This is a genomic window from Frankia sp. AgPm24 (genome assembly GCF_023243055.1).
GTDB lineage: Bacteria > Actinomycetota > Actinomycetes > Frankiales > Frankiaceae > Frankia > Frankia umida.
Window position 1 is genome coordinate 1 of sequence record NZ_JALKFW010000197.1, and the last position, 17825, is coordinate 17825.

The 17825-nt window shown below is 69.6% G+C and carries 10 protein-coding genes, 2 tRNA genes and 1 riboswitch; of the genes, 4 read left to right on the plus strand and 8 right to left on the minus strand.

Features of this window, described 5'->3' with window-relative positions:
* Positions 1–918: 918 nt before the first annotated feature.
* Entirely contained in the window at positions 919–1740 is an 822-nt protein-coding gene (locus MXD61_RS16145) for an alpha/beta hydrolase family protein (protein WP_248814099.1), read from the minus strand.
* A gap of 687 nt (positions 1741–2427) precedes the next feature.
* Positions 2428–2928 (minus strand): MarR family winged helix-turn-helix transcriptional regulator, encoded by a 501-nt coding sequence (locus MXD61_RS16150; RefSeq protein WP_248814101.1) that lies wholly within the window; start codon positions 2926–2928, stop codon positions 2428–2430.
* 248 nt (positions 2929–3176) lie between these two features.
* Between MXD61_RS16150 and MXD61_RS16155 the strand changes: the two genes are divergently transcribed.
* Entirely contained in the window at positions 3177–5933 is a 2757-nt protein-coding gene (locus tag MXD61_RS16155; protein ID WP_248814103.1) for an ATP-dependent RNA helicase, read from the plus strand.
* 119 nt (positions 5934–6052) lie between these two features.
* Here MXD61_RS16155 and MXD61_RS16160 read toward each other — a convergent pair whose 3' ends face one another.
* From MXD61_RS16160 to MXD61_RS16170, 4 genes are all read right to left on the minus strand, one after another.
* Complete coding sequence (locus MXD61_RS16160; protein ID WP_248814105.1) at positions 6053–8359, minus strand: WD40 repeat domain-containing serine/threonine protein kinase; 2307 nt, start codon at positions 8357–8359, stop codon at positions 6053–6055.
* Positions 8360–8577: 218 nt separating this feature from the next.
* Entirely contained in the window at positions 8578–8781 is a 204-nt protein-coding gene (locus MXD61_RS28910) for an NUDIX domain-containing protein (RefSeq protein WP_374629048.1), read from the minus strand.
* Positions 8782–8796: 15 nt separating this feature from the next.
* Positions 8797–10287 carry a substrate-binding domain-containing protein gene (locus tag MXD61_RS16165; protein WP_248814107.1) on the minus strand — a complete coding sequence of 497 codons (1491 nt, stop codon included), beginning with the start codon at positions 10285–10287 and terminating at the stop codon, positions 8797–8799.
* 152 nt (positions 10288–10439) lie between these two features.
* Complete coding sequence (locus MXD61_RS16170) at positions 10440–11591, minus strand: trans-acting enoyl reductase family protein (RefSeq protein WP_248814109.1); 1152 nt, start codon at positions 11589–11591, stop codon at positions 10440–10442.
* Between the two features lie 254 nt (positions 11592–11845).
* Here MXD61_RS16170 and MXD61_RS16175 point away from each other — a divergent pair, with 254 nt between their 5' ends.
* Positions 11846–12265, plus strand: a complete 420-nt coding sequence (locus MXD61_RS16175; RefSeq protein WP_248814111.1) for a hypothetical protein — start codon at positions 11846–11848, stop codon at positions 12263–12265.
* A 157-nt stretch (positions 12266–12422) separates the two neighbouring features.
* Here MXD61_RS16175 and MXD61_RS16180 read toward each other — a convergent pair.
* Positions 12423–12496 (minus strand) — tRNA-Phe (locus MXD61_RS16180).
* Positions 12497–12548: 52 nt separating this feature from the next.
* A tRNA-Asp gene (locus MXD61_RS16185) sits at positions 12549–12623 on the minus strand.
* 335 nt (positions 12624–12958) lie between these two features.
* On the opposite strand from MXD61_RS16185, the gene MXD61_RS16190 reads away from it, so the two are divergent.
* Together MXD61_RS16190 and metH are read left to right on the plus strand one after the other, a co-directional pair.
* Entirely contained in the window at positions 12959–13684 is a 726-nt protein-coding gene (locus tag MXD61_RS16190) for a histidine phosphatase family protein (RefSeq protein WP_248814113.1), read from the plus strand.
* A 205-nt stretch (positions 13685–13889) separates the two neighbouring features.
* Positions 13890–13964, plus strand: a riboswitch (S-adenosyl-L-homocysteine riboswitch).
* 14 nt (positions 13965–13978) lie between these two features.
* Positions 13979–17803 (plus strand): methionine synthase, encoded by a 3825-nt coding sequence (gene metH / locus MXD61_RS16195; protein WP_248814114.1) that lies wholly within the window; start codon positions 13979–13981, stop codon positions 17801–17803.
* The last annotated feature ends 22 nt before the right edge of the window (positions 17804–17825 follow it).

Sequence of the window (17825 nt, forward strand, 5' to 3'; positions counted from 1 at the left end):
ACGATCTTCCTCTCCCAACCCGCCCAGGTCATAAGATGATAGCCATCGCCTGACTCACCTCATCTTGACGGGTAGGGGATCTGAACCAGGTCCTCCGCCTCTGTGGCATCGCCGCACAGCAGGTAGGCCAGTCTCAGCAACCGTGGCAGTCGCGGTGCGAAGAAATCGCGAAAATCCCGGTGTTCATCATCATCATCATCCATCGGCCCCTTCACAACCCTCCAGATCCCGCCGGATGCCTGGCGGGTTGCCTCATCCGCCGGAACGGATTCCGCGGCCGGACGATCGCGGGCGAGGCCTGGCCAGGTGGACCGCGGCACCACGGGCCCGGAGGCGCTACGAGGCCGTCAGCCGACCCGCTTCCGCCAGGACCGCCTTGACGCTGCGATTCCTCGAGGGCGGCTACCTCACCCCCGCGTACCTCGACGGTGATGTCCACGAGGGCGGCGAACAGTCCAAAACGTCCCGACCCGGTCGCCACCTTCAGCAACAGGGTGGCTCGGACCATCAGTCCCCAGTGACGCTGGCTGTAACTTACACAGCAGGTAAGTTACAGCCAGCGTGAGTAAGCATGAGGGGATGGAGGTGGCGGTGGCCTTCGTGAATCGCACCGACGAGCTCGCCGCGCTCGAGGCGTGGTCGTCCCACGCGAGACGTTCACCGATCATCGCGACCAGATCATCGAACTGGATGTCGTCCAGACCGGTGGTATGGTTGCGTTGCAACGGCCTCTCCCCCGAAGATTGTTGTCGTAGATAATCTTCCAGTGCGGGGCAGGGGCCGTTGTCCTTCAACGTGGGCGCATCCCGTTTTGTTTTGAAATGAAATCAGACTTCTGCATAAGCCTCCTGGTGTCCGAGATCGAATTTCTACCCGATCGCCGGAATCCGGCCCGCGCCTCCGCGCACCGACGCGTCCCTACGCGCCGATCGCGGCGAGCAGCATGGGAAGTGATGCGTGCATCTCCTGGGACCAGTAGGGCCAGGTGTGGACGCCGGGGCTGTAGTAGTGGGTGGTGAGCAGCGGATCGCCGGTCGCCCCGGGATGCGCGGCGATGTAGGCGTCGGTGAGCTGTTGGGTGAATGCCCTGCTCTCGCTGTTGACGAGCGTCTCCGTGTTGAAGGAGCCGGGATCGGGATCACCGGGGCCCCGGGTGCCGTCTCCGGAGGAGACATAGATCGGGGTGGAGGTCAGGTTGCCGACCAGGTAGTACGGATCGTGCTGCGACCAGATCGCCATTCCGACCATGGTGGTCGGGTTGCCCCACAGCTTGTTGACGTCCTTCCCGGCCGACCGGAGCTGCGTTCTGATCGTCGGGGAGTCGGCATAGGGGTGGAGCGGGCCGCTGTAGGACGCCACCGCCCTGAAGTCGCCGGGATGCCGGGCCGCGTAGGAGACCGCGCCGAACCCGCCCATGGACAGACCGGCGATCGCCCGTTCGGGCCCGGCGCGGAAGGTGCGTTCGAGCAGCTGCCGTAGCTCCACCAGGTGGAACGTCTCCCACTTCGCCGGATCGGCGATCCAGTCGCTGTAATAGCCGACGTTCCCGCCATCGGGCATGACGACGATCATGTCGTGCCCGGCGGTCCGGCTCTCGATGTCGGTGTTGGTGGTCCAGTCGAGGTAGCCGGTTGTCCCGCTGCCCGAGCCGTGCAACAGGTACAGCGACGGCCAGGTCCGGTCAGGCTGGGCAGCATAGCTGGTCGGCAGCAGAATCCGCACGGGCTCGTTTGCGTTCATGGCCGTCGAGTGAATGGTGAGGTCGACCAGGCGCCCGTCACCGGACACCGGGTACGTGACGCAGGTGACCGACGATCCATCATCGCTCGTGGGCCCGAGTGGTGTGCATGCCGCTGCCTGAGACGGGGAACCCGCGATACCCAGACCGACCAGACTGCTCGCCACAAACGCCGAGGACAGTGCGACCCGCTGTGTCCATCTCCGTATTCCCATGGATCGAACGGTAACTGAACGGCATGTCTGGCACAAAAGGGAATTGGTCCTGCCTGTTCTCCGTCCTGGGTGGGAGAATTTCCGTCGAGAGATTTTACTCCGCATTCTCCGCGCCTACCGGATGTGCCGCCTGGCACTTTTTCTTGACTGCCGCTCCCCAGGGCAGGTAAAGCGCTGGACGATCGGTGTCGGGGTTTTCTGTCGTGGCCAGGTTCACGTTTTTTTCTCGAGGGTGGTCGTGGACACCTCCGTGGCAGGCCGCCACCGTCCGACCGGGCGCTCGTCTACGGCCTGGTCGGCGGAGTTCCGCTGTACCTGTCGTGGTGGGATCAGGATGCCGACCTCGCCGACAACCTGCTCCGGCTGGCCTGCCGGCCCGGGGCACCGCCGCTCACCGAAGGCCAACTCGTACTCGCCACCGAAGTGGAGCACGGCGAATACCTGGCCGGCCCGGTGTGGCCGCACCGCCGCCGGCTACCGGTGCAGCCCGCGCTTCACTCCGAGCTCACCCTCGATCGCGGTGAGAACGCGCCCGGCGATGGTTCTCAGCTGCCGCGCCTGGGCGGGCGAAATCGCGTCGAACACCAGCCGGTTGACGGCCCCGATGTAGCCGGGTGACGCGGCGGCAAGCACCGTCGCGCCGTTGTCGGTGAGAGTGGCCAGGGTGTAACGGCCGTCCACCGGATCCGGCTTCCGGGTCACCCAGCCGTGGACCTCCAACCGCGCGACCGCGCGGGACAGCCGCGACAGCGATCCGTTCGCGAGGACCGCCAGCTGGCTCATCCGAAGCGTCAGGTCGTCGATGGTGGAGAGGGCGGCGAGAATGGTGTACTCGAAGTGGCTTAGTTCGGACTCACGCCGAAGCTGGTCGTCGAGCGCGATCGGTAGCCACGTCAGCAGGCTGGCGACAGCCGCCCAGGTCTGTTGGTTCTCGGAATCGAGCCCACCCGGCCCTGGAGCATCCGAGGTCGCCATGGGGCCATGCTACGCGGCCGAAAGCTCACAGCCAGGCCGATTTTACTTGACAGGTCAAGAAACCACACCGGTGGATGACTTACGTGCTCAAGTGATTGCGGTCGAGAAGTCCAGTACAACGAGATCAAGGACTGTGTTCGCGCCGAACCGGACCGGACGCTGGATCGGCTCGTCGAGCTACGGCTGGATGAGGAGCCAGGGGTCGCCCCGCCCCGCCCCACGCCGCGTGATCCGAGGACACTGAGCGCATGTTGCCCGACCTCACGGTCGCCGGGGCGGACCTGCCCGTCCGAACCGCTCTGCCCGCGCTGATGGCCGCGCTGAGCACACATGACCAGCCCGGATCGGGCGGTGCCAGCGGGGCCGCGGTGCTGGTGGCCCCGCCAGGCACCGGTAAGACGACACTCGTCCCGCTCGCACTCGCCGACCACGTCCCGGGCCGGGTGCTGGTCGTCGAGCCGCGGCGGATCGCCGTCCGTGCCGCGGCACGGCGGATGGCCAGCCTCGCCGGGGGTGGCGTGGCCGGTGGTGCCGGAGCTCGCGCGGATGCCGCGGGTCGCGGCGGTGCCGGAGTCGGTGCCGGTGCCGGTGCCGGTGTCGGCGAGGTGGGGGGCGCGGTCGGCTACACGATCCGCGGTGAGCGCAGGGTCGGGCCGTCCACCAGGGTCGAGGTGATCACGACGGGGGTGCTCGTCCGGCGGCTGCAACGCGACCCCGAGCTGCCCGGTACCGACGCGGTCATCCTCGACGAGTGCCACGAACGCAGCCTCGACACCGACCTGGCGCTCGCGTTCCTGCTCGACGTCCGCGCCGCGCTGCGCCCCGACCTGCTCCTGCTCGCCGCCTCCGCGACCGCCGACACCCGGCGGCTGGCCGCGATGCTCGGCACGCCCGGCCACCCCGCACCGGTCATCGGGACGGACGCCTCGATGCACGACGTCGAGGTAGTCTGGGCGCCCCCACCTGGGCCGATCACCCCGGCGCACGGCCTGCGGGTCGACCCGAGGCTGCTCGACCACGTCGGGGCGACCGTCGGGCGCGCGCTGCGGGAGACGTCCGGGGATGTGCTCGTCTTCCTGCCCGGGGCCGGTGAGATCGCCGCCGTCGCCGGCCGGCTCGCCGGGCACCGCGACGCGGTCGACGTGCTCACCCTGCACGGCCGCCAGTCCGGCACCGCACAGGACGCGGTGCTGCGCGTCGGCCCGCGTCGCCGGGTCGTGCTGGCCACCGCGGTCGCGGAGAGCAGCCTCACGGTGCCCGGCGTGCGGGTCGTCGTCGACGCCGGCCTGGCCCGCTCCCCGCGGATGGACCACGCCCGCGGGCTGGGCTCGCTGGTCACCGTGCGGGTGTCGCGGTCGTCCGCCGGGCAGCGCGCGGGCCGGGCCGGCCGGGAGGCACCGGGCCGGGTGTACCGCTGCTGGTCCGCCGCCGAACATGACCGCCTGCCGGCCCAGCCGGAACCGGAGATCGCCGTCGCCGACCTCACCGCCTTCGCCCTGGAGCTCGCGGTCTGGGGCCATCCCGGCGGCGTGGGACTGCCCCTGCTCAGCGACCCTCCCGTCGGCGCGATGGAGGCCGCCGGGGTCTCGCTGCGGGCCCTCGGCGCGGTCGACGAGACCGGCCGGGTCACCCCGCGAGGACGTTCGATCGCTCAGGTCGGGGCCCATCCGCGGCTTGCGCGGGCGCTGCTCGACGGCACCCGGGCCGTCGGCGCCCGCCGCGCGGCGGAGGTCGTGGCGATCCTCTCCGCGGACGGCCCGGCGGGCGGCCCCTCCGACGACCTCGTTGCCGCGTGGCGCCGCCTGCGCGACAACACCGACCGGGCCGCGACCACCCGCTGGCGGGAGGAGACCCGCCGGCTGCACTCGGCCGCGCAGGCCGCACCCACCGGGCCCCATGAGCCCACTGGGCCCTGTGAACCCGATCGGTCTGCTGCATCCGCCGGGCCCGGTGAACCTGCTCGGCCTGCCGGGCCCGCTGGGCTTGCCGCGCGGGGAACGGGTGGAATGACTGACGATCTTGCGGCGGGGCTGGTGGTCGGCCTCGCGTTCCCCGAACGGCTGGCGCGGGTCCGCGGTCCCGGCAGCGCGAACTACCTGATGGCAGGCGGGACCGGTGCCGAGCTCGCCCCCGGCTCGGCGTTGATCGGGGCACCATGGCTCGCCATCGCGGTCGCCGACCGCGGGCCCGACCGGACGTCCGCCCGGGTGCGCCTGGCCGTCACCCTCGACGCGGCCACCGCGCGGGAGGCTGGCGCGGCGCTGCTGCGCACCGAGGACGAGGTCGCCTGGTCCGGTGGCGACATCGTCGCCCGCCGGCTCGAGCGGTTTGGCACGATCATTCTCGCCGAACGCCCGGTGGCCAGGCCCGACCCGTCCCTGCTGCGGGCCGCGGTGCTCGACGGACTGCGTGACGCGGGGCTGCCCGTGCTGCGCTGGAGCGCCGACGCGCTCGCCCTGCGCGACCGGCTCGCGTTCTGCCACCGGCTGCTCGGTGCCCCCTGGCCCGACGTCACCGACACCGCCCTGCTGGCCCGCGCCCCGGACTGGCTCGGGCCGGACCTCGACGGCGTGCGACGCCGCGCCGACCTCGGACGCATCGATGCCGGCCGCGCGCTGCGCCGGCTCCTGCCCTGGCCACAGGCCGCCCGGCTGGACGAGCTGGCACCCGAGCGGGTCGCGGTGCCCAGCGGCTCCCGGGTGCGCCTCGACTACAGCGGCACCAGCGGCGCGGCCGGCCCCGTGCTGGCCGTGAGGATCGCCGAGGTGTTCGGCTGGGAACGGCTACCCGCCGTCGCCGACGGCCGCGCGCAACTCGTGCTCCACCTGCTGTCGCCGGCGGGGCGCCCGGTGGCGGTGACGAGCGACCTGCCCTCGTTCTGGCGCACCGGCTACCCACAGGTCCGCGCCGAACTGCGCGGCCGCTACCCCCGCCACCCCTGGCCCGACGACCCGACCACAGCCCCACCAACCCGCCGACTCGCCCCACGCACTCGCGGCCGCTGACAGGTCAGCCGGCGTCGACCTTGGCCCCGACACCACCTGGCCCTCGATAACGCGGTTCCGCACCGCGAGCGGCCTCGCCGTCATAGCCCGATCACTGAGACAGCCGAAGACATTCGCTGTCAACAGACAGCCCGGTAGGGAACCTTTCGCAGGTAGTGGTGCCATTCCTCAGCGCTGATGCGGGTGGTTGGCTTGGTGCAGGCGCGGCGCGCCAGACTTGCGGGATCAACATCCCACAGCTGCGCGACGTGATCCTCGCTGCTGGTGGCGACAGTTCTGCCGTCCGGGCTGAATGCCACCAGACGGAAATCGGCGACGTCGGATGTGAGCATGGCGAGGAGCTTTGGGTGGCGGAGGTCGGCGACATCCCACAGCCGGGCGAAGGTGTCCGCGCTGGTGCTGGCGAGGGTGTGGCTGTCCGGGCTGAACGCCACGCCGTAGACGTACCCCCGGTAGCCGTGCAGGGTGGCCAGCGAGCGGGGTTGGCGAAGGTTGGTGACGTCCCACAACCGGACGCTCTTGTCCCAGCTGGAGGTGGCGAGGGTCCTGCCGTCCGGGCTGAACGCCACGCCCACGGCCCGCTTGGTGTGGCCATGCAGGGTCGCCAGGAGACGGGGTTGCCGGGAGTTGGTGATGTCCCACAACCGCGCGTCACGATCCGTGCTTCCAGTAGCGAGGGTGTGGCCGTCCCGGCTGAATGCCACCGCGGTGACGGGTCCTGTGTGGCCGGTGAGGGTGGCCAGTGGCTGGGGTCGGTCGGGGCTGGCAACGTTCCACAGTCGGATCGTGCGGTCCGCGCTCGCCGTCGCGAGAGTCCTGCCGTCCGGGCTGAAGGACATGGCGAAAACCGAGTCCGTGTGCCCGGCAAGGATGTCCACCAGGCGCGGTTGCCGCGGATCGGTGATGTTCCACAGCCGAGCCGTCCTGTCCTGGCTCGCGGTGGCGAGAGTCCTGCCGTCCGGGCTGAACGCCACGGCGGTCACATAGTCGGTGTGGCCGGTGAGTATGGCCAAGGGCACAGGGCGATCACGGCTGGCGACGTCCCACAGCCGGGCGGTGTGGTCCGCGCTCGCCGTCGCGAGGGACCTGCCATCCGGGCTGAAGGCCACGCCATAGACCTTGTCGATGTGGCCGCTGATCGTGGCCTGCAGGGCAAACGACGGACCGGCGGTCGCGAGCAGGGCCGCACGAGCCTGAGAGGTGGGGGCGAGCCGGTATGCGGCCACGGCGAGCCGGGTGGCGAGCTTGTCGTCGTCCGCCTGGACGGCCTGCGCGTGCGCGGCGAGTTTCCGGGAGGCCGCAGGCAGATCATCGGCGCCCGGTTCGGCGCTGCCGAAGAAGAAATGACGGCCCGCGGTCGCAAGCGCGACGACAGCGAAGACAGTGATCACTGCAATGAACGCCCGTCCACGATGAGGCCGACGACCGAGTACCTGATCGACGAGCTCCGGTTCGCCTTCGGCCGTGCCGGTCGGATCGGCGGCCAGGGTGACCAGCTGTCGCCGTCCCGCAGTGATCACAGCCGTCGGGCCGGCCGGTTCCTGCTCGCCGGTCACGGGGGTCACGGGGGTCACGGGGGTCACGGCCGCTGACGAGGCATCGACGAGGAGACTGTAGAGATCGGCGGCGCTCGGCCGGTCGCGAGGGTTCTTCTGCATGGCCACCGTCACGACGTTCCGCAGCCCAGTGGGCACACCGTGCAACTGGGGCTCGTCGCGGAGAATGCGGTAGGGCAGCAGGGCGGGCTCGCCAGTGCCGAAGGGGAGGCGGCCGGTGGCCGCGAAGATGACCACCCCACCCCACGCAAAGACGTCAATGGCCGAGGTGGGTTCCCAGCCCAGGACCTGTTCGGGGGCCATGAAAGCCGGTGTACCGAGGCGGGTCAGGTCGTAGGTGAGGACACTGGTGGCATCCAGTGCGCGGGCGATACCGAAGTCGATGACCCGGGCGCCGGTCGGTGAGAGCAGCACGTTGGATGGTTTTAGGTCGCGGTGGATGACCCCGGCACGGTGGATGACAGACAACGCTGTCGCGATATTGACCGCGACCTGTTCCAGCTCGGCGCGGAGCAGCGGGCCCCGCGCCCTGACCGCGGCCGTCAGAGTGGGACCCGGGACGTAGTCGGTCACGAGGTAGGCGGGTTCGCCGTCGGGATCGGCGTCAAGAACCTCCGCGGTGCAGAACCCACGTACACGGCGAGCGTTCGCGGCCTCACGGCGGAACCGGGAGCGGAACTCGGGTTCCCGCGCGACCTCAGGCCGAATCACTTTGATCGCGACGAGCTGCCCCTGCTGACTCCGCCCGAGATAGACCACCCCCATTCCGCCCTGGCCGAGGCGGCGCACCAGAACATAGGCGCCGACCTGCGGCGGGTCAGAAACCAGCAGCGGCGCACCGACTGATTCACGACCCTCCGACTCGCCCATGATCATCGATTCCTGGCCCTCCCGAGCTACCGAGCACGGTTCGGATGCCCATCCCCGCAGAGCACTTTACGGGCCTACGGTGTCGTTACAGTAGTTGCGGGTCAACCCGCCCGTCCACCTGGATAAAGAGAGCTATGATCTCGGCCGGCCGCACGAGCGTCCCTGGCTGCCCAGGGCGAGTCGACACCGCCATTCTCGCGACGCCCGCGAGCGTCGCCTCATGAGTGACGGGGTGTCGGGAGCCCGAACCAGTCGTCTACACGATCCGCGGCTCCCGGTATTCCGTAAGCACACCCTTGACCGCATCCGTGACCGGGGCTCCACAGCAAAATTGAACTGCCGGCTTTTCTTGCCTTGACCTCCCGGGCCAGGGCTTCATCGAGGCTTTCGCCAGGATCGACCTTTCCGCTCGGCAACTCCAAATACCACCCATGATTTTACTGGTGGCAGAATTCGCGGTTCCGAGGGTCCACACAGGACGGATAACCGTACCGGTTCAGGATACTGTTCGCCTTGCCGAGGCTCAGGTAGTAAAGAAAGCTGGCAGCCAGTGTGTCGCCCTGCGGCTGGCCGTAGGAGTAGAAGTACTCCACCGACCAGAAGCTGTAGGTGTGCTTTCGCACGAACGCGATGTCGGGTGTGACGCCGTTCAGGCGTGCCATCCGGACATTCGCGTACTCGGCCACGGTCGCTACCCCGGAGTAGCCGATCGCGCCGGGGATCTCGTTGACCGCGGCGAGCAGGCTGCCCACGTCGGGTTTTTCGCAACGGGCCACCACCGCGGCCGGATCCCTGTCCGGCGTATGACAGTCGGTAGAGGAGGCCGGAAGCCGCTCGATGTGATGCAGGATCTGGCGTTCCAGGGAGAATCTGGTGCCGGAATCCGCGTTGCGGCCGACGATCGTGATCGGCCAGTTCGCGCCGCCAAGCTCGCTCCAGTTCCGGAACCGCCCCTCGAAGATTCCCTGGACCTGCGCGGTGGTGAGGTCGTCTATCCCGACCCTCCGGTTGACCACGATCGCCAGGACGTTGACGCCTGTCGCCCGTCCGACCAGGGATCCGTACTTCTCGGTGGCCGGCCCGCCGGACATGGCCAGCAACGGTGGCGCACCGTCCCTGGACTGCCTGCCGATCCGATCCAGGTCCCCGACCGCCGCCACGCTGCCCTTCGGAGTCACCGTGATGTGGGCGTCCGGGCAGGACTCCTCGTAGGCGTGCGCGATCTCCTTCACCACCGTGGCGAAACCGGTCGACCCCTCGATCCGGAGCTGCCCCCGGGCGCATCGTGACGACGTCCCGGCGGGAATCGCCAGCTGCCAGACCAGGATCGCGGACATCACCAGGCAGAGCACGCCGCCCGTAAGGCCGAGGACAAGACGGCGACTGGTACGACCGGTCTCCCGGTCGATACTGCCACCCACGATGAAACCCTGCTGCACCACCTGGGAGCCACGCCCGCTCAGCACGACGAGCACCTTGAAGGAGTCCCCGCGCCGGAGAGCGACTTTCGGCAGGGTCACCTCGCCGAGCCCCGGCTCGTTGTCCAACCGCGGCGGGTCGGTCTGACCCAGACGTATGTGCAGTGCCTCCGGGCTGGCATTGGATGTCGTTGCCTGCAGCACCGAACGACCCGGGAACTGGAACTGAAGTGGTTCGGTGAAATCCTCCCTGGCGATATGCAGTGCACCGGCGTTACGCACGCGAAGAAGGACCAGCCCGGGATCGTTGAACTCGACTCCATGGTGCACGATCTGCACCTCGCTGACCTGCCCGGCCGGAGCAGGTGTCAGCTTGATGGGCGAGTCGTACTCGACCTGGTAGGTGACCTGCTTACGTTGCCGTCCGACGAGACTCACCACAGCGGTGACGATGGCGACGAGACCATCCACGGCCGCGATCCCGGCAGTGATGTCGCTCCACCCACCCATGATCCGCGATCATAGTTTGGTGCGCTATGAGGCGTACAGGCGAGACATCCTTTTTCGTCCGTGAACGACCGGGAGCCCGGCGCAGGGGTCGCGGCGATGCCGGTTTGGTCAGGCGCGGCCAGTTCCGGTCAGGCGATGACGATGTCGTGGGGTCAAGGATGAAGGTCCATCCCGGCCGAGCGGACACCTGCTCGCAGTTCGTCCAGCCCGAACGCCTCCACCGGTCCGAGTGCCCCGGTGTTGCTGACCTCGCCGGCGGCGAGCGTCTGCGCGCCCCAGGCCATGATCTCGCCGGTGAAGGTGTAGGGATTGACCCCTTCCAGCCGCACCCGCCGCAGGACCTTGCCGGATGGGGAGAACGCCTCGGCCACCACGACCGCGCCGCTGCCCGCTCTGGCCGCCGCGTCGGGGCCGCCGGTCGAGCCGGTCACCCTGCGCCGCACCAGCGACCGCAGTCCTGCGCGCAGCGGGGGAATCCTGGTCACGGTGGACAGGACGACCGAGAGCGCGGGCAGCGCCCGGGTGACCTTCGGATCGGCCGCCACGAGAAGCACGTCCACATCACGCAGGGTCGGATGAAGCGCCGGCAGAGCAAAGTGCTCCGAGCCACCGATGCTGAGCGCCCACCGCGGCTGCCCCGACCCGAAATCGACCTGGCGGGCCCGCGCACCGCCACGTTCCGCCTTCAGCCGGCCGCCCCGGAAGGCGAACGACGGCGCCAGCAGGGCGTCCACCGAACTGGCCCGCGTGCCTCCGCTGCGGCCCGCCCCGCCCAACGACAGGTATCCGACCTCGACCCGTACCGCTTCCGGTCCGGCCTCGGCCAGCGCCAGCGCCAGCGCCAGCGCCAGCGCCAGCGCCAGCGCCAGCGCCAGCGCCAGCGCCGCCGCGAGGTTACCGGGTACCCAGTCGAAACCGAAGGCGGTGAGCAGAGCGGAACCGTTTCGCCGCGCCGACGGGCCGTACTGTTCGAATGCCCGACAGATGAAATCCGGTTCGCCGGTCGAGTCGAGATAATGCGCCCCGGCGTCCACCGCCGCCTCGATCGCCGGAATACCCCAACGCAGAAACGGGCCGACCGTCGAGACGAGAACATCGCCGCGTTCCACCAGCGCCCGAACGGACTCCGGCCGCGTGACGTCGGCGATCTCGGTCTGCAGGCCACCCAGTTCCCCGGCGAGACGTTCAAGACGCTCACCCGACCTGGCGGCCAGCACGGGCCGATGCCCCCGACCCACAAGTGCTCGGGCCACCAGCTCACCGGTGTAGCCGGTCGCGCCGAAGACGACTGTCCGCCCGGCCATCAGCCGGACCGCCCCGTCAGCGGCGAACCGACCCGATCCACGGGTGCGCCGGCCAGATCCACTGGGACACCTCATGGTGACGTTGAGTCAATATCCACGAGTCTGATGATAGTGAGCATCGGTGTGACGGGCAGGGGGTCAGATCGGGCAGCTCGTCCCCACCGGCTTCGAAAAGCTCCTGCAGGCGTACGCCACGTCTCAGCGGACTCCACTCAGCGAGGCAGACGCCATGATCAGCGGCGTACTGTAGTGATGTGGACTCGTTGCGCGCCTTCCGAACGGTTGACGATGCCGCAGCCGTCGCGGCTGGCATGGTCGCGGCCGAGTTCCGCCTGCAGGACATCTGGCGGCACGCCGTTGTACAGATGCTCGACGACTACACCAGCGTGCTACGGCATCAGGGCCTCGCTGCGGCGAGTGCAATGTGGTCGGACCGCCCACGGCTGTCCGGCGACCGCCGGGTGGACGCGGCGCTTGCCGCGCTGGGAGAGCACTTGGCCCGTCGAGACGGCTGGCAGCCTCCCGCCTGGGTGCGCGACCCGGAGCTCGAGGCGGTGCCGTGGTGGTTCGTCACCACGCTGAGGGGCCTCCATCCTCGGGCGCTGGTCGAGTCCCCGCTGTCGTTCCGTAAACGGGGTGTGTTCATCACCGGCGGCGCGCTTCAGAGGGCGTGACATGACCGGCGGCCTGCTCTGGCAGACGTCGGCCGCGGACGATGGGCGACCGGCGCCTAGCCCCGACGGGGTAGCCAAGGACAACTGAGACCAAGACTGAGACCAAAGAAGCCACCGGGGCCGCCCGGTGGCTTCTGTCTTGCCATGCTTATGTGGGTGGGCAGGGGCGGGGTCGAACCGCCGACCTTCCACTTTTCAGGCGGACGCTCGTACCGACTGAGCTACCTGCCCCAAACGTGCCGTGTGCCGTGCGGTCGGACTACCTGCTCCGACCATACGAACGCGGTCCCGACGGGATTCGAACCCGCGACCTCCGCCTTGACAGGGCGGCGTGAACTCCAGACTTCACCACGGGACCAAGCATGATCGCACTATTCACATGTTGACCATAAAGCTGACCACGAGCGGGGCTTCGTGGTGCACCTCGCCAGGATCTGAAGGTGATGCTACACGATGCCGGCATGCGCGGAGCCGATGACCTCGAGGGAATCTTGCCCAACGCTCGCCGTGGCCAACCACCCGACACCCGCTGCCAGGCCACACCACGGCGAACGGGAGCGACCTCCGCCCGATCGGTCTCACTGTGTCGCGATTTGGCAGCGCTACGTCGCCATCCGTGGCATCCTTCTCTCAGGAAAACCGGGACATCTCGTGGGATCGGGACATCTCGCGGGATCGGGACACAGTGGGGTGATGGTCCTGATCGCGGAGCTGACAGCGGTGCGTCACGGGCAGAGCCTGTCCAACGTCGTTTTCCCGGCGGCCCAGGCGGCCGGCCGGTTGGAGACGGGCATCACCAGCCGGGACGCCGACGTCCCGCTCACCGCGCTCGGGCGGGCCCAGGCCGCGGCCCTCGGGCGTGCGCTCGCCGCGGAGCCTCCCGCCATCCGCCCCCCTGATGTCGTCCTCTGTTCGCCTTACCTGCGCGCGCGGCGCACATACGAGATCGCCGCCGACGCCGCGGAGCGTGACGGGGTGCTGCTGCCCACGCCGAGGTTCGACGACCGCCTGGTCGATCGGCTGCTCGGCGACTGGGAGATGACCACCGGGCTCGCGATCGAGGCGAGGTTCCCGGCGCAGGCCGCCCAGTGGCGCGCCGAGGGCACCTGGTTGTACCGGCCGCCCGGCGGCGGGGAGAACTTCCCCGATGTCGCGGCCCGGCTGAGTTCCCTGCTCGCGGACCTGCACGCCGACCATCCCCGCAGGCGTGTCCTGATCGTCGCCCACGACGCGGTGGTCGTCGTGCTGCGCCAGATCATCGAGGGTCTCTCCTTCGACGACCTCGACCGCATCAGCGCCGCCGGCGGCATTCGCAACGCGGGCATCACCCGGTTCACCCGCCATGACGGACGGCTCACCCTCGCCGAGTTCAACACCGTCACCCACCTGTCCAGCGCCCGCGCCGACCACCAGCACTGACCAAATGGCCAGCACGGACCAACCTGGCCAGCACGGACCAACCTGGCCAGCACGGACCAGTCCACCAGCGCTGGCTGGTCAACCGTCAGGTCCGTCCGTCCACTGTCCGTCGCGTCCACGGCGGTTCCGCGGAACCGGTCGCGATGCGGGACGCGGGGGCATGAGGTGGGCCAGGATGATCAACTGGGCGGGGTATCGTTACCCTCAGGTCGAGAGGCGCTGCAACGGGCCCAGGTCCGCCACGCTCGGCCCGTAGCACTCGGAAGGGCGCCTCCCACCACAGGGAGGTGTCGCATGGTCGGTTCCACGTCCGTCCACGAAGAGGCCGAGACCACGGGGCAGGTGGCAGCGCGGAGCAGCGGTAGCGGCAGCGCCAGCGCGCCGGCGCAGCGTGGCCACGACGGCGCCGACCAGACGAACGTGACGCCGGCCACCGACAGTGAGGCACGGCTGCGGGAGCTGCTGGGGCAGCGGGTGGTCGTGCTCGACGGTGCGTGGGGCACCATGCTGCAGAACGCGGGGCTCACGCCGGCGGACTACCAGCTCGAGTCGCTGAAGGACCATCCCAAGGATGTGGCCGGCGACCCGGACCTGCTGAACCTGACCAGGCCGGACGTGATCCTCGACGTCCATCGGCAGTATCTCGCCGCCGGCGCCGACATCACCACCACGAACACGTTCACCGCGACGAGCATCGGCCAGGCCGACTACGGCCTGGAGTCGCTGGTGCGGGAGATGAACATCGCCGGGGCGCGGCTCGCCCGGCAGGCGGCGGACGAGGCCGGTGGGCGGTTCGTCGCCGGGTCGATCGGGCCGCTGAACGTGACGTTGTCGCTGTCGCCGCGGGTGACCGACCCGGCCTACCGGGCGGTGACGTTCGAGCAGGTCAAGGCGTCGTACGCGGAGCAGATCAGTGCCCTCGCCGAGGGCGGGGTGGATCTGCTGCTGGTCGAGACGATCTTCGACACGTTGAACGCGAAGGCCGCGATCGCCGCGGCCCGCGAGGCCGCGCCGCAGCTGCCACTGTGGATCTCGGTGACGATCGTCGACCTGTCCGGACGGACGCTGTCGGGGCAGACGGTCGAGGCGTTCTGGAACTCCATCGCCCATGCGAACCCGCTGGTCGTGGGCGTGAACTGCTCGCTGGGCGCGGACGAGATGCGCCCGCACGTCGAAGCGCTGTCGCGGATCGCCGGCACCTACACGGCCTGCCATCCGAACGCGGGCCTGCCCAACGCCTTCGGCGGCTACGACCAGACCCCCGAGGAAGCGGGGCGTCTGATCGGCGAGTTCGCCGCCGAGGGCATGGTCAACATTGTCGGCGGCTGCTGCGGGACGACCCCGGCGCACATCGCCAGGATCGCCAGCGCGGTGCGCGCCGCGGCGCCGCGCGAGGTGCCCGCCGCCGACCCGCACACGCGGTTCAGCGGCCTGGAGACGTTCGAGATCGGCGCGGACACCGGGTTCGTCATGATCGGTGAGCGGACGAACGTCACCGGTTCGGCGAAGTTCCGCCGGCTCGTCGAGAGCGACAACTACCAGGCGGCCATCGACGTCGCGCTCGAGCAGGTGCGGGGCGGGGCGAACCTGCTCGACGTCAACATGGACGCCGACCTGCTCGACAGCGAGCAGGCGATGACGACCTTCCTGAACCTGCTGGCCACCGAGCCCGAGGCCGCCCGGCTGCCCATCATGATCGACAGCTCGCGCTGGAGCGTGCTGGAGGCGGGGCTGCGCTGCGTCCAGGGCAAGGGCGTGGTCAACTCGATCAGCCTGAAGGAAGGCGAGGAGGTCTTCCTCGAGCATGCCCGGCGCATCCGCGACTTCGGCGCCGGCGCCGTCGTCATGGCCTTCGACGAACAGGGCCAGGCCGACACCACCGAGCGCAAGGTCTCGATCTGTGGTCGCGCGTACGACCTGCTCACCGAGCGGGCCGGCTTCCCCCCGCAGGACATCATCTTCGACCCGAACGTGCTGGCCGTGGCCACCGGCATCGCCGAGCACAACGGCTACGCCAAGGCGTTCATCGACGCCCTGCCGCTGATCAAGCAGCGCTGCCCGGGGGTGCGGATCTCCGGCGGCATCTCGAACCTGTCGTTCTCCTTCCGCGGCAACGACATCGTCCGCGAGGCGATGCACTCGGCGTTCCTGCTGCACGCGGTCCGGGCCGGGCTCGACATGGGCATCGTCAACGCGGGCCAGCTCGCCGTCTACGAGAACATCCCCGCCGAACTGCTCGAACTCGTCGAGGACGTGCTGTTCGACCGGCGCGAGGACGCCACCGACCGGCTCGTCTCGTACGCGGCGACGGTCAGTGGCAAGGGCACCCAGCGAGTCGTTGACCTGTCCTGGCGTGAGGCGCCGGTCGCGGCGCGCCTCTCGCACGCTCTGGTCCAGGGCATCGTCGACTTCATCGAGGTCGACACCGAGGAGGCCCGCGCCAGCGCCGCCCGTCCCCTCGATGTCATCGAGGGCCCGCTGATGGACGGCATGAAGATCGTCGGTGACCTGTTCGGCTCGGGGAAGATGTTCCTCCCGCAGGTCGTCAAGAGCGCCCGGGTGATGAAGCGCTCCGTCGCCTACCTGGAACCGTTCATGGAGGCGGAGAAGGCGCAGCTCGCCGCCGAGGCCGCGGCCGCCGCCGAGGCCGCCGAGGCCCGGGGCGAGGTCGCCGCCGCCGACACGCCGACGCGCACCCGCCAGGGCAACGGCAGGATCGTGATGGCGACCGTCAAGGGCGACGTGCACGACATCGGCAAGAACATCGTCGGCGTGGTGCTCGGCTGCAACAACTACGAGGTCATCGACCTCGGCGTGATGGTCCCCGCCAAGGTCATCCTGGACACCGCCGTCGCCGAGAACGCCGACGCGATCGGCCTGTCCGGCCTGATCACCCCGTCGCTCGACGAAATGGTCGCCGTCGCCGCCGAGATGCAGCGTCGTGGCCTGCGCCTCCCCCTGCTCATCGGCGGCGCCACCACCTCACGCCAGCACACCGCCGTGCGCATCGCCCCTGCCTACGAGGCCACCACGGTGCACGTCCTGGACGCGTCCCGGGTCGTCGGGGTGGTCTCCGACCTGCTCGACTCCGAGCGCGCCATCACCCTCGACGAGGCCAACCGCGACGAGCAGGCCCGGCTGCGCGAGCAGCACGAGAACCGCCGCTCGCAGCCGCTGCTCACCTTCGACCAGGCCCGCGACAACCGGGAGCGGATCGACTTCACCGGGCTGCCCGTCCCCGCCTTCACCGGCCTGCGCACGGTCACCCCGGAACTCGCCACCCTGCGTGAGCTGATCGACTGGCAGTTCTTCTTCCTCGCCTGGGAGCTCAAGGGCAAGTACCCGGCGATCCTGGAGCAGCCGGTCGCCCGCGACCTGTTCGACGAGGCGAACGTCCTGCTCGACCGCATCATCAAGGACGGCAGCCTGACCGCGCGGGGCGTCTACGGCTTCTGGCCCGCCCACTCCGACGGCGACGACATCATCCTCGACGTCGAGGCCGCCGGTGCCGCCGGTCAGGTGCGGTTCCCGATGCTGCGCCAGCAGACCAGGAAGCCCACCGGACGGCCCAACCGCAGCCTCGCCGACTACGTGGCCCCGGCCGGCTCCGGCGATCATCTCGGTGCCTTCGCGGTCGCCATCCACGGCGCGGACGTCCTCGCCGCCCAGTTCGAGGCCGAGCAGGACGACTACCGTTCGATCATGGTGAAGGCGCTCGCGGACCGTCTCGCCGAGGCCTTCGCCGAGCACGTCCATCTGGCCGCCCGCCGCGAGTGGTTCGAGCCCGACGTCGAACCCGACATCGAGGACCTGCACGCCGAGCGGTTCCGCGGCATCCGCCCGGCCTTCGGCTACCCGGCGAGCCCCGACCACAGCGAGAAGCAGGGGCTGTTCGACCTGCTCGACGCCGGTTCCGCCGGTCTGGCCCTCACCGAGTCGTTCGCGATGACCCCCGCGTCCGCCGTCAGTGGTCTGATCTTCGCGAACCCCGCCTCGACGTACTTCACCGTCGGACGCCTCGGCCGCGACCAGATCGCGGACTACGCTCGCCGCCGCGGCCTTGACATCGCCGAGACCGAGCGCTGGCTGCGCCCCAACCTCGCCTACGACCCCGACTGACCTCACCCCGCGATTCCGCCGT

Coding starts and splice junctions, on each gene's coding strand:
- MXD61_RS16145 (WP_248814099.1), bottom strand. CDS start 1,740: ATGAACGCAAACGAGCCCGTGCGGATTCTGCTGCCGACCAGCTATGCT.
- metH (WP_248814114.1), top strand. CDS start 13,979: ATGGTCGGTTCCACGTCCGTCCACGAAGAGGCCGAGACCACGGGGCAG.
- MXD61_RS16190 (WP_248814113.1), top strand. CDS start 12,959: ATGGTCCTGATCGCGGAGCTGACAGCGGTGCGTCACGGGCAGAGCCTG.
- MXD61_RS16165 (WP_248814107.1), bottom strand. CDS start 10,287: ATGGGTGGGTGGAGCGACATCACTGCCGGGATCGCGGCCGTGGATGGT.
- MXD61_RS16155 (WP_248814103.1), top strand. CDS start 3,177: ATGTTGCCCGACCTCACGGTCGCCGGGGCGGACCTGCCCGTCCGAACC.
- MXD61_RS16170 (WP_248814109.1), bottom strand. CDS start 11,591: ATGGCCGGGCGGACAGTCGTCTTCGGCGCGACCGGCTACACCGGTGAG.
- MXD61_RS16160 (WP_248814105.1), bottom strand. CDS start 8,359: ATGGGCGAGTCGGAGGGTCGTGAATCAGTCGGTGCGCCGCTGCTGGTT.
- MXD61_RS16150 (WP_248814101.1), bottom strand. CDS start 2,928: ATGGCGACCTCGGATGCTCCAGGGCCGGGTGGGCTCGATTCCGAGAAC.